Raw genomic sequence first — 14,496 nt, 5'->3', positions numbered from 1 at the left:
AGAGATGGAGTTCTCTGAATTAAAGATTAGTTTTGCACGAAATTTGACGATATGACAGAAGTAATTACTCTTATTAGGGAAACTATAAATCTAAGGGAGATTTTTACAGCAGGGATGGTGCTTTTTGCTGTTATAGACATCATTGGAAGTATTCCTATAATAATTGATTTAAGAAAAAAAGCAGGTCATGTAGAAAGTGAAAAAGCAGCAATTGTTGCTGGAATTTTAATGATCTTGTTTTTATTTGTGGGTAAGGAAATTTTAAACCTGATAGGGATAGATGTTAATTCCTTTGCCGTCGCGGGTGCTTTTATATTGTTCTTTATTGCCCTGGAAATGATATTGGGTATTACGTTGTACAAAGACGATGCTCATGAGACAGCTTCAATCGTTCCACTGGCCTTTCCATTAATTGCTGGTGCGGGTACCATGACCTCCATTTTGTCCTTAAGGGCTGAATATGAAACCATAAATATCATTGTGGCTATCATCATGAATATTATATTTGTATATGCTGTTCTTAAATCTTCAGGTAAAATTGAGAGGATACTGGGGCAGCAGGGTATAAATGTTATTAGAAAAATATTTGGGGTGATCCTGTTGGCAATAGCAGTAAAACTTTTTGCCGCAAATATTCAAAGTCTTTTTCAATGAAAATTTTTATTTATTCTATCATAATTCTGGCTATTGTTCTTATAGGTTACCATTCAAGCATTCTTGATTTTGATAATCTCCTGCAAGGGGAAAGTGCCAAAGCAGCGGTAGCAATCCTTGCCAGTATATGCGTGATTTTATTAATGGCTATACTTTTGATATCCAGGAGTATTTCCAGAAAGCATCATTAGTTCTATGGAATTCGAGGTTCTTATAATAGGAGGTGGCGCTGCAGGTATGTCCTGTGCGCTGGTCCTGGGTTCTGCTCTGGAGAAACCTTATGCAGAGAATAAGCGAGCCGGCATTATTCTGCATCAAAGGGCATCTGATCTGCAATCTGCACTTTTTAATAATGCACTGGGAATACCGCCGGGAACTTCGGGAGCATCCATTTTAAAATCGGGCCTTGAGCAACTTAAGGAAAGATATCCCCGTTTAGAGCGCATAGAAAAAGAAAAAGTGAAGGAAATTGTTCCTTTGGAAAACGGGTTTCGAATTATTTCAAACAAAGACAGCTATTCTTCCCAAAGAGTTGTGGTGGCGGTAGGCTATTCTAACCTGATGAAAATAAAGGGACTCGAAGAATATGTGATTCCGCATAAAAAAGCAAAAGCTTCAAAAAACAGGATACAGCTAATCAATGAAGATCATGTGGTAATCCCGGGGCTATATGTTGCCGGTACTTTGGCGGGTTGGAGGAGCCAGTATGCTATAGCCTGCGGAAGCGGGGCTGCAGTTGCAACAGATATTCTGACAGAATGGAATAAAGGGGAGCACACCAAGGTGCATGATAAATTAACTTAAAAGGAGGTAGAGCAGGATTATTAGCATTGATGCTGCTGTTAGCGTAATAAACATGCGGTGTAGCTTTCTGAAGACGAGTGCCTTCCTGAGTTGTCGTGTAAAATCTTCGTCCGGGTTAGAATGTATTTGTTCTTTTATAATTTTTACCGAAACATTTGAAGAATTTACCAGTATTTCCTTTTGAAGAAAAAGAAGTGCGCTATTGTCAAGTAAGCGGAAACTTACCGCTATTATAAAGAAGAAAAGTGGCGAAAAGGTCAGGCAAAGTGACAGGTATTCATTTGGAGCATTCACAGCTCCAAATTAGGTTTTTTCCTTCGACAAAAGAATTACTTTGTCGATTATTCGATCATCTTCGTTTTTTATCCGTTCAAATGCATTGGTTCCGAAAAGTTGCTGAGCCATTACAGCTCTTAAATATTGCTTTAGCAGTGGCTTATATTCCTTCACCTGGATGTTGATCCCGGGGTTCTGATTTCTTCCGTATTGAATAAATTCATTAATAACCTCATCGTCAATTATTTCCTGTTTATTAAACTGCTCCTCGCTAAGAGCGTTATAATAATCCCGGTCCTTCTCCATAAGGTCAAAAATAAACCTGCTCATAAAGCCACCGTTAAGAAGCAGCATATATTGTTCTTTCTCTGCTTCCATGTCTTTTGGTACAAAAACGTCTGGAATTATGCCGCCGCCGCCATACACTACTTTCCCTCCCGGCGTTTCATAGCGCAGGGAGTCGTCTACATGTATACTGTCCACGCTTTGTAATTCCCCGTTTCTGTATCTCCGCAGGTAATCATTATAATAGCTCTCGTTATCGTCCCCATAGGGTTTTTGGATGGAGCGTCCCGTTGGGGTATAATATCTTGCTATGGTAAGTCTCACCGCACTGCCATCTCCAAGCTCCATTTCCCGTTGTACAAGTCCTTTTCCATAAGAGCGTCGCCCCACGATGGTGCCTATATCATTGTCCTGCAAAGCTCCGGCTACGACTTCGCTTGCAGAAGCAGAGCCTTCATTTATAAGAACATAAACTTTTCCGTTTTCAAAATCACCTTCGCGATGTGCATAGGTTTCTTCAATAGCCCCGCTTTTGTTTTTTGTAAATAAAATAAGCTTGTCGTCTTCTAAAAACTCATCGGCAATATTAATGGCTTCAGAAAGATAGCCCCCCGGATTGTTACGAAGATCCAGCGCAATTTCTTTGGCGCCTTGTTTTTGCAGTGTTTCCAAAGCATTATCAAATTCCTCGTAAGTGGTTTCCGAAAAGCGGTTTATCTTTATATAGCCCAGCTTATCGGTAAGCATATAAGCCGCGTCCACGCTTTTCAGGGGTACTTTTCCGCGATTGATATTAAAGGTTAACAGGTCTTCTTCTCCCTTGCGCAAAACTTTAAGGTTCACCCTGCTTCCTTCTTCTCCCTTTAGGCGATTGATAATAGAATCTGTACTGATATTTTTTCCGAAGAGGCGGGTTCCGTCAGCATATAAGATACGGTCCCCCCCTTTAATCCCGGTTTTTTCACTTGGGCCGCCTTCCAGAGGCTGTATAACTACAATAGTGTCTTTTACGGTATGAAAACTGACCCCAATACCCACAAAATCCCCTTTCATGCTTTCGCTAACATGGTCGTATTCTTTGCGGGGAATATAAACCGAATGGGGATCCAGGTTTTCCAGAATTTTATTTACGGTAATATCAACAATGCTATCGGTGTTCACATCGTCCACATATTCATAGTCGATGTAATCGATTAGCCGGCTGAGTTTCTGTTTCCGGGGATTTCCGGAAAAAAGTCCGTCTGAAGTGGTAAAATCCAGTTTTGCGCCAAGGAGAACACCAAGGGCGCAAGCAATTCCCAAAAGCAGGGGAATGTATATTTTATTGATGTTTTTCAATTATCCAAATCTGTTATCTGCTCAAGTTTTACTCCGGCTTTTTCCAAAAATTCCAGGCCGGAATTATCCTTGTAGTCAATATTATACACTAAACGTGTAATTCCTGCCTGGTGAATAAGTTTACTACATTCCTTGCAGGGCGACATCGTGATATAAAGTGTTGCCCCAAGACAGGATTGTGTAGAGGATGCAACTTTTAAAATGGCATTTGCCTCTGCGTGCAGCACGTACCATTTAGTATATCCTTCTTCATTTTCACAAGGATTTTCAAAACCGCTGGGAGTGCCATTGTAACCATCAGAAATTATCATTCTGTCCTTTACAATAAGCGCGCCAACCTGTTTTCTTTTGCAGTGCGATAATTTCCCCCACTCGCGGGCTATGCGCAAATAGGCTTTATCGTATTTTAATTGTTTTGTCTTTTGCATAAATAATAGTACCCATTTAACCGTTAAGCTAAATCCTTGTAAATGAAATAAAACTCAATCTGTTTCAGGTATGCAAAAATATTAAATAGCTGCAAAACTGTCCCGAAGAATCGGCAAAATAATCCCCAGGACTATAGAGGAGGTAACAAGTATCCAGTCCCGCCTGGAAACATGAAGCACATTTTGAAGGATAAAACCTGCTATAACTACCATGAGCACCACAATTACCTGCGCAGTCTCTATCCCCAAAGCAAATTCCAGAAGGGGAAGAAGTTTACTTTCCCCGGCGGCTGTGATCATTTTAAAATAGGAGGAAAAACCGAGGCCGTGGATAAGTCCAAAGAACAAAGTGGTGAAATGCAGAAGGTTTAAATTCTTGTTCCTTTCATTCTTTCCGGCATTAAAGATGTTGAACAAGGCTGTTAAAAGGATTGTAACGGGAATAAGAAGTTCTACCCAGTCCTCATCTACTTTAACTATTTCATAGACCGAAAGGAATAGAGCCAGGGTATGTCCTATTGTAAAGAGGGTCACCAGCCAGAGGATCCTTTTCCAGCTGCTAAAACCGTATCCAACTACAAGTACAATCAGGAAAAGCATATGATCGTATGCCTGCCAGTCCAGGACATGTTCCAGGCCCAGTTTAAAATACAACCAGAATTGCGACATAAAAGTTGATTAGAGAATGATCCGAAAGTACGATATATTCAGAAATATGCAAAAGTTTTTACAATTGCCACCGGCCAGAGGTGTTTCCTGTATTCATAAATTCTCTGCCCCGGGTTATTTAAAATATTTCTAAATAAAGTTTTAATATTTGGGTGACTACCTTATTTTTGAGTCCTATTTAAACTAAGTCTAAATAAAATAACAATGAAAACCACTGCGCGCATATTCGTTTACGGTCAAAATCAAGCCCTTTTGCAACTCCATTTTTTATGGTGGTAAGCTGTAACTTTTAGAAAAGCGAAATTTGATCTATTGCCTGCCAAACCCGCTACATCGTCATGCAGATGCACCAATTTTCACAGCTATTTATTCTGCTAATCCTCAAGGTTAAGCTGCAGTGGTAAATTGTATTTTAAGTTTGTTAACCTGATTCTCCTTTACAATGAAGAAAAAAAAGAAATATACCTTTAGAAAATTTATGAATGACGTCCATCTGTGGCTTGGCTTAGGCAGCGGAATAATTCTCTTTCTGGTTTGTTTTAGCGGAACAATGCTGGTTTTTGAAAAGGAAATTGAAGCTGTATTTGCTGAAGATTTTACAGTGGAAGCCGGGGGGAATGCTATTCCGGTAGGGCGTCTTGCTGAAGATCTGGAATCTAAAGGAGAAGTTGCAGGGGTAAGCATTAGTAATAACGAAAACGAGCCTTACGAATTCAGGGTAAAAACCTCTCCTGAGGACAGGCGCGGAACAACATTCTTTGTAGATCCTTACACCGGGGAAACTCTGAAGGCTCCGGAATCTTCACTGCACGGGTTTTTTATGAGCATGTTTAGGCTGCACCGCTGGCTTTTAATGGATACTGCTATAGGCCGCCCCATAGTGGGCGTGGCAACAATTATTTTCTTTTTCCTGGCGGTAAGCGGGATCATATTGTGGTTTCCGAAGAAATGGAAATGGCGGAATTTTAAGCCGGGCTTTAAAATTAAGTTTTCAGCAAAATGGAAAAGAATTAACCACGACCTTCATAACACGCTGGGTTTTTATTCGTGTATCTTCCTTGTTATTATGATCCTTACCGGACTTTGCTGGTCGTTTGAGTGGTACCGGGAAGCGGGAAGCCAGGTCCTGGGAACGAAAGTTTTCGGAAGTCGTGGAGGTCCAAAAATAGAATCTCAGGCAGATTTTGCGCCTTCAGAAGTTTTGAGTATTGCAGGGATTTATGAGGTAGCTTCAAAAGAGCTGAATTACAGCGGAACCACCAGTATTTCGTTTCCTTCTTCAGAAAACGGGGTGTACCAGATAAGGAAATATGATGAAAGTAACTGGTCGCCGGTAATTTCAGACCAATTGGTGCTGGACCGGGACGGGGAAGTACTTCAGAAGGAGATATTTAAGGAAAAACCTCTTAATGTACAGGTAGCTTCGTTAATAAAACCGCTGCATACAGGCGAAATTTTCGGGATGTTCTCAAAAATCATTTATTTTATTGCCTGTCTTATCGCCACAAGTCTTCCGGTTACAGGGACGATTATATGGCTGAATAAAATGAAGAAAAAATAAGTGTTTTTCGCTTTTTCAGAATAAAAAAGGAGGATGCCTAGAAATGCCAATTTTCGTCCTGCTGTTTTGCAGCTCCTTGTTTCCCGAGAGCTTTTTAAATAAATGCAGGAAACAGGTGGAAGAATAAGACAAAATTTACTCAGCCTCCCGGATTTTTCATGTCTCCAAATTTAAAAGACGCTAAAAAACTATAAAATAATTTCCCCGGCTTTCAGGGCTTTGTCGATATCGGCTTTTACGGTCGCATAGTTCCTAAAAAATTTGCGCCCGTCCACACGTTTTAGCTCGACTTGTCTGGTTCCGTCGTTTTTGGTTTCAATTGCAGTAATTTCAACACGATGGCCCTTCATACTGTTATAATTGGCAATTCCACCCCTTTTTATAATAAAATTGGCGCGGGGGAAATGAATGTGTTTAAAGCCATAGGCTTGCGGCTTGTTGATTTCCACAATGCTTCCTACTTCAACATCTACCTTATTGTCCATTTCCTGTCCTTGCATATGAAATGCAAAAAATAAAGATAATGTAATAAGCAGCAGCTTCCTCATGATTAAAATATTTAATTGTTAATAAAAATGGCTATTATTTTGATGAATATAAATTATTACCCGATATCTATAAGAATATTATTTTTTAAAGTTTTCTTAATTTCCAGTAAATGAGGAGGTAAGGCTGAAACGGCAATTATCACCGTTTTTCCAGACCGGGATTTTTCAGGGGGTGTTAGTTTAAAGATTTAAGTACCTGCTGAGAGTTTATCCTGAAAATGGAGGGGTGTAAGAGATTTTTGCATGCAGCAGTTGATTAAACCCCCGTAAAAGAAATTTAACGGTATGGACAGCAGATTTGTGTAATTGAGGCTTTATCCATCTTTTTGCAGGGTGCCAAAGTTGCAAATTTTTTCAGCGTTCATGTAAAACCGGATAATTTAATTGCTAACTTTGAATAGCAAAGTACTTTTTTTATGAAGGCAGAACAGGAATATATAAAGGACATAACAGCGATTCGTTCTATGATGGAGCGGTCCACCAGATTTTTATCTTTAACGGGCTGGTCTGGAATAATGGCCGGGATCTATGCCTTAATTGGGGCTTATCTAGCCTACGCAAATTTTTATACTACTCCTGAAGGTACAGTTTACGGTACGCTGAACCCTGAGCAGTTTTCGGGAAGTATCCTGAACCTCATCCTGCTGGCACTTGCCATACTGGTTCTGGCGTTAGGTACTGCTGTTTTTCTTTCTTCCCGAAAATCTACGGAAAAAGGGGAGAAGTTATGGAATCCAGCGGCTAGGAGATTGATATTAAACATGGCAATTCCGCTGGTAACCGGAGGTATATTTATATTAATCCTTATTCTGAAGGGGCTATTGGATCTAATGGCTCCGCTAACGTTGATTTTTTACGGTCTTGCCCTTATCAACGCCAGTAAGTTTACGTATGAAGAGCTAAAATATCTTGGTTTAATCGAAATTGTACTTGGTCTCACCGCCTCCCAGTTTACTGCCTACGGGATTTTTTTATGGGCTACAGGATTTGGGGTAATGCACATTGTGTATGGTATTTATATGTACCTGAAGCTTGAGAAATGAGGACCATAATAGATAATTTACATAAAGCTTTTGAAAGCAGGGTGCGGCTGGGAATAATGTCTGCACTTGTGGTTAATGAGACCCTTAATTTTAATGCTTTAAAAGAATATCTGGATGTTACAGACGGGAATCTTGCCAGTCATCTTAAAGCACTTGAAAAAGTGGAATTTGTAGGAGTGGACAAATCTTTTATAGGGCGTAAGCCTAATACAACGTATTCTATGACAAGGCAGGGAAGACAGGCTTTTGAAGAACATATTGCTGCCCTGGAAAAATTAATAAATTCTCAAAAGTAAAGCAGGCTAAAAAATTTTGTCTTATAACTTTGAAGTGCAAAGTACTTTTAAATAGATATGAATTAAGAAGAATATCATTTAAACTTTTAAAAATGAACTTATCCCTGAAATTTGAGCGATTACATTTAAAGGCAAGGCAAAGCCTGTGGTTGTGGTACTTTGCTGTTTTTAACCGGATAGTGCTGGCACTGGGATTTTTGCCTTCGGGTTTTGTTAAAGTTAATGGGGAGCGTTTTACCGCACTGGCGGTAAAGCATCCTATGGGGAGCTATCTTGAAGCTTTTTATCACACCGGTTACTATTACACTTTTGTCGGGATCCTGCAAATGACTGCCGCGATCCTATTGCTGATTCCGCGTACAGCAACTTTGGGTGCTGTGATCTATTTTCCTATTATTCTAAATATTTGCATCCTTTCCTTTGCAGTGCGTTTTGACGGATCGTTGCTCACTGCACCGTTAATGGTGCTTGCCAATTTATATCTGCTTTGCTGGGACTATCATAAATTAAAATTTATTCTTCCTTTTAATCCAACCGGCTTCAAGGCAGCACCGCAAAAGAAAAACTTAGTTAAGGAATTTCCGCTAAGGTTCTTCCTGGGAGTAAGTGCACTTGTTCTTTCTGTTTTACTGATCATAATAGGGGTAAACCAATTCGCTTTTATGCCCCGGAACAGAATATCAGAATGTCAGGAACAGTGTGCAGAGAATGAGAAATCCGCTGCCTGTATGCAGTTGTGCGGTTGTATACATACAGATGGCCGGCCGCTGGATGAGTGTCTTGAAGTTTATTCTAACACTCCGGAAAAGCATTAATGATCCTGAAGAAATGACTCTTGTAAAAATCAATATTATTAAATCAAAATAGCAACTTTAAAACCAGATTATTATGAAAAATCAAAATCAATTACAGGATAATTCAATGCCTTTAGCATCATTAGTAAAACCGGTGCTTATTGGCACAACAAGAACTACTTATGGAGGAAATACAGCAAAGGCATACGGCGCTGTACCAGGGACTGGGAGGAAGTTTTGATGTCTATACTGGAAATGTAAATAGGGCACCTAAATGGTGGGTGAATAATAATTTAGAATGGGCTTACCGCCTGGTGAAACAGCCTTCGAGAATAAAAAGGCAGATACACCTAGTTAAATTTTTGTATTTGTTGAAGATGAATAAGTTCTAAAATATTATCAATAAAAATTTATGAGATTGCCACGGTCGCAGAAAAAGCGCCCTCGCAATAATCTACCCCTTCGACTCCGCTGGGGGTGACAAATAATAAGTAATATGCCAAAAATTACCATTATCGCCGGAGCGCGTCCCAACTTTATGAAGATCGCTCCCATCATCAAAGCAATTGAAAAAGCACGCTTCGACTCGGCTCAGCGCCCGGGGAAAGACATCGATTTTCGACTGGTGCACACAGGCCAGCACTACGATAAAAAAATGTCAGGTTCCTTTTTTGAACAATTAGGTATACCGGAGCCACACGCTAACCTGGAAGCAGGAGGTGGCAGCCAGGCAGAGCAGACCGCAAATATCATGGTGCGTTTTGAAAAAGAACTACAGGAAAACCCTGCGGATGTTGTTTTAGTAGTGGGGGATGTAACCTCGACTATGGCCTGTAGTATCGTGGCTAAGAAATTAAATACCCAGGTAGTTCATGTGGAAGCGGGAATCCGTTCTGGAGACTTGACGATGCCGGAAGAAATTAATCGTATGGTTACCGATTCTATTTCCGATCATTTTTTTACCACTTCTGAAATTGCAAATGAAAACCTACGAAAAGCAGGTGTTGAAGAAGCAAGGATTCACTTTGTTGGGAATACCATGATCGATACCCTGCTTTCTAACATTCCAAACCTCATTGATCCTAAAATTAGGATTAATGGAGAAGGCTTAAAAGAAAAAGGATACTTCGTGCTTACCCTGCACCGCCCGGCCAATGTTGATGAAGAAGAGAAACTAAAAGAGATGATGCAGGCCATTATTGATGGTACAGGGGATCTTCCGGTAATCTTTCCGGTACATCCCAGAACAGCAAAGATCCTTCAGAATATAGGGATTGACCATGAGAGACTGCATTATGTAGAACCGCTTTCTTATCTGGAATTCAATTACATCGTGAAGAATGCCAAAGCAGTGATTACAGATTCAGGAGGGATTACAGAAGAAACAACTGTAATGGGCGTACCATGTATGACTTTAAGAGACAACACCGAACGCCCGGAAACGATTACCATGGGAACTAACGAGCTCGTTGGAACAGATCCTAAAAACCTAAGTCCATACCTGGACAAATTAATGTCCGGCGAATGGAAAAAAGGAGGGGAAATTCCGTTGTGGGATGGAAAAACCGCAGACAGGATTGTTTCTATATTATATCAGTTGTATTAGATTCTAAAAGGCTCAGAAAACTGTCCTGTTTCTTATCTCCTGCTTCCTGATTCTTTTAAAAAACGGTCTCCAATCTTTACGCACACAACATTGCTTTTATATTAAACTCTTTATTCAACCAATCAATTAATTTTAAACTAAACCAGATTTTATGAAAACCCAATTTACACATTTTTATCGCAGAAGTTCCTACTTTGCCTGCCTGTTGTTTATTTCTCTCTTGCTTTTTAACTGTAGCAAGGATGATGACAACCCAACCCCCGAAGTACCGGAATTTGAGGAGGAGTTTGAGGATGGAGAAGACCTTCCCGAGCTGGAAGATGAAGACCCTGAAATTGTGGAGCCTGAAACCGGAGGAGTGGATAACTCTGCCGCCACACAAGCTGTTGTAGATGATCTTGGTGGGGACGACGGTGAGGTAAGCGAGGAAACCGAGGCCAGCCTGAATGCGGTAGGGAGTCTTTCTGATTCTTATTCGGAAGAAGTAAACCAGACCGCAGAATCCCTGGACGAGGATAGTGTGGAAGAAATTTTAAATACCGAAGACCTGGAAGGTGCTCTTGGTGACCTTGAGCAAAGTCTCAATGATTTGCCGGAAGAGGTTGCAGCCCTTATGCCACAAATTAATTATACAGCAGATTTTAACCGTGCAGTAGCTGCTGCTCTTCAAAAAAGCAGTCTTAATATTTCGGACAGCTATCCAATGAGTCAGGCTGTAAATGGCCCATGTGCCGATGCTGCCAGGGATGGTTACGATGCCAGGATTGAGACCCTTACTTCTCAAAGGGATGCGCAATTGGCAACTATTAATTCTAATTATACACGTAGGGTGGAAGAAGCCGGACCACGCTATGAAACCAGGTTGGAAAAACTTAATGAAGATCGCTCGGCTTACAGGGCAGATCTAAAGGCTACTGCTGTATCACTAATTACGGCTGCGAATCAATTTGCTGCTAACGACAGGGCGGTAATGGCAAAACAAATCAGGACCCTGGCTTTAATTTTCACTGTAAAATCCCAAAGCAGTTTAAAAGAATGGTTTAATGCAGCAAACACAGTTTTATCTGAAAAAAGAGCAGAGGAAGAAGCAACTGCGTTAAGTCTTCAGGAGGAGAAAACGGAAATAGCAGAGACTAACTTTAACACTTCTAAGGCAGCAGCAGATGCGCTTCTAAACAGCAGGCTTAACAGGTGCCATAATCAGGGTTCTGGTAATTAGTAAACAGAGGGGGCTTCGACAGGCTCAGCCTGACTAAAGAATGTGTTTGTTCAGAGTCCCACTGAGCTTGTCGAAGTGTGTCCATGAAAGTGAGGGCTTCGACATGCTCAGCCTGACTATCGAGAGTTTTTGTTTACAGAGTCACACTGAGCTTGTCGAAGTGTGTCAATGAAAGTGGAGGCTTCGACAGGCTCAGCCTGACTGTCTGAAAGTTTTGTTCACAGAGCCTCACTGAGCTTGTCGAAGTGTGAAAGTCACATGTACAGTAGAGATAATTTTTATCCGGAGCGGTACGCTCCTTTAAATCGGTAAGTTCCACTCCGGTTAATACTTTGCTTATTATCGAAAATTGTTTTTTTTGAACCTGCTTTAGTCAGGGGAAAGTGAGAGTGAAGATTGTCATTAGCACATTTTCAAATTTTCAAATTCTCACATTTTCAAATCAGCACGTAATTCCACAATGAACAGGAAAAAATTAATCTTTCTTTTACCGGGATTACTATTGGTAAATTTCTCTTTTAGCCAGGTAAATTTCCTTGGGAAACCTGGATATATTTCTACTCCTTCGGCTTCGTGGCAGGAAGAACGGCAGCTGGGGATCACTTTTTCTCATCTTCCGGGGGATTATTCTGTTTTTAAACCGGCAAGAGAAGAGAATAAAGTAAATCTTTACAGTGTACGTGCAGGTTTTACTTCTTTTATGGAAGTGAATTTAAGTATTGCTTACCGCCCTTTGCTGGCAGAAAGAATTGGGGTAGGGGACCGGCAACTCGATTTCAGGTTCAGGCTTTTTAAAGAAACCGAAAACCGACCCGCCATTGTACTGGGATGGACACCGCCGGGATCTGTTTCTCCGGTGCTCGCTCACGATTACCTGGTGGCCACAAAAAACCTGGAAACCCAGATAGGAAAATTTAATTTTTCACTCGGCTGGGGGTCTCCGTACTTGTTTTTTATAGATAAAGAAAAAGATGGTTTTTTTAATTCCCTGCAGGTGGTTAAAAAATCTGAATTAAGTGAAAAAAAACCCCGCTTTAATCAGAATGATTATCTGGATGGTTTTTTCGGAGGCTTTTCGTATATGCCGGTAGATTTTGGCGGACTTACGTTTGAGTATGACACCGCTACATTTAATGCCGGAGTTTTTATAAAAGCCTGGGAGTGGCTTTACCTGCAGGCTTACACTTTTGAAGGGAAGGCATGGGCCTACACCTTTTCGACGCAGTTTAAACTGGATTTTTCACCCAAAGCTTTAAGGCAGTATGAGAAAAATCTGGATTAGCCTTTGTTTCTTTTTGCTGTTTTTAAATGGCCGATCACAGGAAGTGGAAGAGGTCTTGTACAAGGCAGGATTTGAGAATGTGATGGTGAAATCAGAAGGTGAGGATACCATAAAAGTATTTTTTGAACACCGGGAATTCCGGAGTCCGTACCATAGTATGAGGTATGCAAAACTCCTACTTAGGGATGTTCAGGATAAAAATATTGTATGGGCACCTCTTTATCATAATTTTCCCATAGGAAACTATAATGCTGAAAATTACAATTATCGGCCTCTTACCAAAGAGGACAAAACTTTTTTCAAAAGAAATAACAGCTGGTTTAAAGGCTACCGTTTCCACTTCAGGATACATCCCAATTTTGCGGCGAGATTTGGCTTTTACGATCAACCATTTCAAACCAAGCTGGATATTATCCTGGATACCCGTCTTTACCTGGCGACCGGTTTAAGCATCCAGTCAGGGATTAGAATTCCGGTTCAGAATTCTTTGGACAGTCGGAATAGCGGAGTGAGATTGGCACCAAGTCTTCTGCATTGTTTCACACAACCTGTTCCAAACCATTTCTTCGGAATTAGTTTAGGTACCTACTACTACGATCGCTATGGCTGGGACCTGCAATACCGTTATTCTCCGTTAGACTCACGCTGGAGTTTTGGCCTTGAATCCGGTCTCACCGGTTATTACAGGATTGATGCTGATAGCTATGCTACAGGTGATCTCTCCTTTTTCCACGCTGTGGTGGATGCCGAATACAGATTACCATTTGAAAATCTTAGTCTGAAACTAAGTGCCGGACAGTTTATTTTTGAAGACAAAGGCTTTAGAGTGGATCTTATTAGGCAATTTGGCACAGTAGATTTAGGACTGTATGCTGCTAATACCAATGTGGGGACTACAGCTGGTTTTCAGTTTGCCTTTTCGCTCTTTCCGGGGAGTATTTACAGAAGCCAAAACCTGGAACTAAGGACTACTGAAGCATTTCGCTGGGAATACAGTTATAACAATGAAGAGCCTGTGGCAAAAAGCTACCGGCTGGGGATACCCAGGCTTTCAAATATCTTAAGGCAGTACAATGCGAGATTTATAAAAAGCCTCAGCAACTAACCATTTTAATTTGACCTACTGGCTGGGAATAACCACCTGCCAGTCAATTATATCGCCCTACCGATTGATTTAAAGTAACATTTTAATCATCAACCATTAAATTATGAACATACTGGACCAGGAAACAATCATTGAATTGTTCAGAAACTACTATCTCTTATTCGTTGCCTGCTTGTTTTTAGGAACTTTTTGTCTTACGTTTTATGTAATCCCCAAAGTGTTATGGGTAAGCCGCGAAAAAAATCTTACGGCACCTGTAAATGAACGCAGCGCACACATTGTAGAAACCCCATCTTTTGGGGGAGTGGCCTTTTTTATAACTCTCATACTGGTGTTTTCAATTATCCAGAGTCTAAGGCTTGGCTATGTTGGAAATCACTTAATAGCAGCAATAAGTATTCTGTTTCTGGTGGGGCTAAAGGATGACTTGGTGATCTCCACCGCCCGGGTCAAGCTTTTTGGGCAGATTACAGCAGCATGTTTTTTAATTTTTTCCCCGGAATTACAAATTACCAGCCTCTATGGGTTTTGGGGGATCTACGAAATCCCGGAAGTTCTGGGCTATTGTTTCACCGCGCTGCTTATTAT

Annotated in this window: 18 protein-coding genes; 14 read left to right on the top strand and 4 right to left on the bottom strand. The window is 40.8% G+C overall.

From position 1 onward, the window contains the following. Positions 1–51 precede the first annotated feature (51 nt). Genes RM529_RS09300 through RM529_RS09290 form a run of 3 tightly spaced genes read left to right on the top strand, consistent with a single transcriptional unit; the run spans position 52 to position 1,458 of the window. Positions 52–654 (top strand): MarC family protein, encoded by a 603-nt coding sequence (locus RM529_RS09300; protein ID WP_311484519.1) that lies wholly within the window; start codon positions 52–54, stop codon positions 652–654. Continuing rightward, a complete protein-coding gene (locus RM529_RS09295) occupies positions 651–845 on the top strand; it encodes a hypothetical protein (protein ID WP_311484518.1) in 195 nt (64 codons plus the stop codon). The genes RM529_RS09300 and RM529_RS09295 overlap by 4 nt, the downstream gene beginning before the upstream one ends. Positions 846–849: 4 nt before the next feature. Further along, complete coding sequence (locus RM529_RS09290) at positions 850–1,458, top strand: FAD-dependent oxidoreductase (protein WP_311484517.1); 609 nt, start codon at positions 850–852, stop codon at positions 1,456–1,458. Positions 1,459–1,761: 303 nt separating this feature from the next. Here the strand turns inward: RM529_RS09290 and RM529_RS09285 are convergent, their stop codons facing one another. From RM529_RS09285 to RM529_RS09275, 3 genes are all read right to left on the bottom strand, one after another. Beyond that, positions 1,762–3,357, bottom strand: coding sequence for a S41 family peptidase (locus tag RM529_RS09285; protein WP_311484516.1), 1,596 nt, complete (start codon positions 3,355–3,357; stop codon positions 1,762–1,764). Further along, positions 3,354–3,785: a deoxycytidylate deaminase gene (locus RM529_RS09280; protein WP_311484515.1), complete on the bottom strand. Its 432-nt coding sequence runs from the start codon at positions 3,783–3,785 to the stop codon at positions 3,354–3,356. Before RM529_RS09280 ends, RM529_RS09285 begins: the two co-directional genes overlap by 4 nt. A gap of 81 nt (positions 3,786–3,866) precedes the next feature. Further along, positions 3,867–4,454 (bottom strand): HupE/UreJ family protein, encoded by a 588-nt coding sequence (locus tag RM529_RS09275; protein ID WP_311484514.1) that lies wholly within the window; start codon positions 4,452–4,454, stop codon positions 3,867–3,869. Between the two features lie 442 nt (positions 4,455–4,896). Here RM529_RS09275 and RM529_RS09270 point away from each other — a divergent pair, with 442 nt between their 5' ends. After that, complete coding sequence (locus RM529_RS09270) at positions 4,897–6,015, top strand: PepSY-associated TM helix domain-containing protein (protein ID WP_311484513.1); 1,119 nt, start codon at positions 4,897–4,899, stop codon at positions 6,013–6,015. A 188-nt stretch (positions 6,016–6,203) separates the two neighbouring features. On the opposite strand, the gene RM529_RS09265 is transcribed toward RM529_RS09270, so the two are convergent. Next, positions 6,204–6,563, bottom strand: coding sequence for a hypothetical protein (locus RM529_RS09265; protein WP_311484512.1), 360 nt, complete (start codon positions 6,561–6,563; stop codon positions 6,204–6,206). Positions 6,564–6,979: 416 nt separating this feature from the next. Between RM529_RS09265 and RM529_RS09260 the strand changes: the two genes are divergently transcribed. From RM529_RS09260 to RM529_RS09215, 10 genes are all read left to right on the top strand, one after another. Then, on the top strand, positions 6,980–7,606 hold the full coding sequence (locus RM529_RS09260; RefSeq protein WP_311484511.1) for a hypothetical protein: 627 nt from the start codon (positions 6,980–6,982) through the stop codon (positions 7,604–7,606). Continuing rightward, a complete protein-coding gene (locus tag RM529_RS09255; RefSeq protein WP_311484510.1) occupies positions 7,603–7,902 on the top strand; it encodes a winged helix-turn-helix domain-containing protein in 300 nt (99 codons plus the stop codon). Before RM529_RS09260 ends, RM529_RS09255 begins: the two co-directional genes overlap by 4 nt. A 92-nt stretch (positions 7,903–7,994) precedes the next feature. Further along, positions 7,995–8,717, top strand: coding sequence for a DoxX family protein (locus RM529_RS09250; protein WP_311484509.1), 723 nt, complete (start codon positions 7,995–7,997; stop codon positions 8,715–8,717). 73 nt (positions 8,718–8,790) lie between these two features. After that, on the top strand, positions 8,791–8,937 hold the full coding sequence (locus RM529_RS09245) for a hypothetical protein (protein WP_311484532.1): 147 nt from the start codon (positions 8,791–8,793) through the stop codon (positions 8,935–8,937). Next, positions 8,879–9,088, top strand: a complete 210-nt coding sequence (locus RM529_RS09240; protein ID WP_311484531.1) for a WecB/TagA/CpsF family glycosyltransferase — start codon at positions 8,879–8,881, stop codon at positions 9,086–9,088. Before RM529_RS09245 ends, RM529_RS09240 begins: the two co-directional genes overlap by 59 nt. A gap of 104 nt (positions 9,089–9,192) precedes the next feature. Further along, positions 9,193–10,302, top strand: coding sequence for a non-hydrolyzing UDP-N-acetylglucosamine 2-epimerase (gene wecB, locus RM529_RS09235; RefSeq protein WP_311484508.1), 1,110 nt, complete (start codon positions 9,193–9,195; stop codon positions 10,300–10,302). 151 nt (positions 10,303–10,453) lie between these two features. Next, entirely contained in the window at positions 10,454–11,521 is a 1,068-nt protein-coding gene (locus RM529_RS09230; RefSeq protein WP_311484507.1) for a hypothetical protein, read from the top strand. 460 nt (positions 11,522–11,981) lie between these two features. Next, a complete protein-coding gene (locus RM529_RS09225) occupies positions 11,982–12,803 on the top strand; it encodes a YjbH domain-containing protein (RefSeq protein WP_311484506.1) in 822 nt (273 codons plus the stop codon). Further along, positions 12,784–13,908 (top strand): YjbH domain-containing protein, encoded by a 1,125-nt coding sequence (locus RM529_RS09220; RefSeq protein ID WP_311484505.1) that lies wholly within the window; start codon positions 12,784–12,786, stop codon positions 13,906–13,908. Before RM529_RS09225 ends, RM529_RS09220 begins: the two co-directional genes overlap by 20 nt. Before the next feature lie 103 nt (positions 13,909–14,011). Continuing rightward, a partial coding sequence (locus RM529_RS09215) for an MraY family glycosyltransferase (RefSeq protein WP_489752733.1) occupies positions 14,012–14,496 on the top strand: 485 nt, incomplete at its 3' end.

Origin of the sequence: Autumnicola edwardsiae, assembly GCF_031846505.1 — a bacterium.
GTDB classification, from domain to species: domain Bacteria; phylum Bacteroidota; class Bacteroidia; order Flavobacteriales; family Flavobacteriaceae; genus Autumnicola; species Autumnicola edwardsiae.
This window is presented reverse-complemented; position numbering and strand designations above follow the sequence as displayed.

Bases quoted from the DNA above. Each gene is read 5' to 3' on its own strand.
- RM529_RS09300 (WP_311484519.1), top strand. From the start codon at position 52: ATGACAGAAGTAATTACTCTTATTAGGGAAACTATAAATCTAAGGGAG.
- RM529_RS09295 (WP_311484518.1), top strand. From the start codon at position 651: ATGAAAATTTTTATTTATTCTATCATAATTCTGGCTATTGTTCTTATA.
- RM529_RS09290 (WP_311484517.1), top strand. From the start codon at position 850: ATGGAATTCGAGGTTCTTATAATAGGAGGTGGCGCTGCAGGTATGTCC.
- RM529_RS09280 (WP_311484515.1), bottom strand. From the start codon at position 3,785: ATGCAAAAGACAAAACAATTAAAATACGATAAAGCCTATTTGCGCATA.
- RM529_RS09275 (WP_311484514.1), bottom strand. From the start codon at position 4,454: ATGTCGCAATTCTGGTTGTATTTTAAACTGGGCCTGGAACATGTCCTG.
- RM529_RS09270 (WP_311484513.1), top strand. From the start codon at position 4,897: ATGAAGAAAAAAAAGAAATATACCTTTAGAAAATTTATGAATGACGTC.
- RM529_RS09265 (WP_311484512.1), bottom strand. From the start codon at position 6,563: ATGAGGAAGCTGCTGCTTATTACATTATCTTTATTTTTTGCATTTCAT.
- RM529_RS09260 (WP_311484511.1), top strand. From the start codon at position 6,980: ATGAAGGCAGAACAGGAATATATAAAGGACATAACAGCGATTCGTTCT.
- RM529_RS09255 (WP_311484510.1), top strand. From the start codon at position 7,603: ATGAGGACCATAATAGATAATTTACATAAAGCTTTTGAAAGCAGGGTG.
- RM529_RS09250 (WP_311484509.1), top strand. From the start codon at position 7,995: ATGAACTTATCCCTGAAATTTGAGCGATTACATTTAAAGGCAAGGCAA.
- RM529_RS09245 (WP_311484532.1), top strand. From the start codon at position 8,791: ATGAAAAATCAAAATCAATTACAGGATAATTCAATGCCTTTAGCATCA.
- RM529_RS09240 (WP_311484531.1), top strand. From the start codon at position 8,879: ATGGAGGAAATACAGCAAAGGCATACGGCGCTGTACCAGGGACTGGGA.
- wecB (WP_311484508.1), top strand. From the start codon at position 9,193: ATGCCAAAAATTACCATTATCGCCGGAGCGCGTCCCAACTTTATGAAG.
- RM529_RS09230 (WP_311484507.1), top strand. From the start codon at position 10,454: ATGAAAACCCAATTTACACATTTTTATCGCAGAAGTTCCTACTTTGCC.
- RM529_RS09225 (WP_311484506.1), top strand. From the start codon at position 11,982: ATGAACAGGAAAAAATTAATCTTTCTTTTACCGGGATTACTATTGGTA.
- RM529_RS09220 (WP_311484505.1), top strand. From the start codon at position 12,784: ATGAGAAAAATCTGGATTAGCCTTTGTTTCTTTTTGCTGTTTTTAAAT.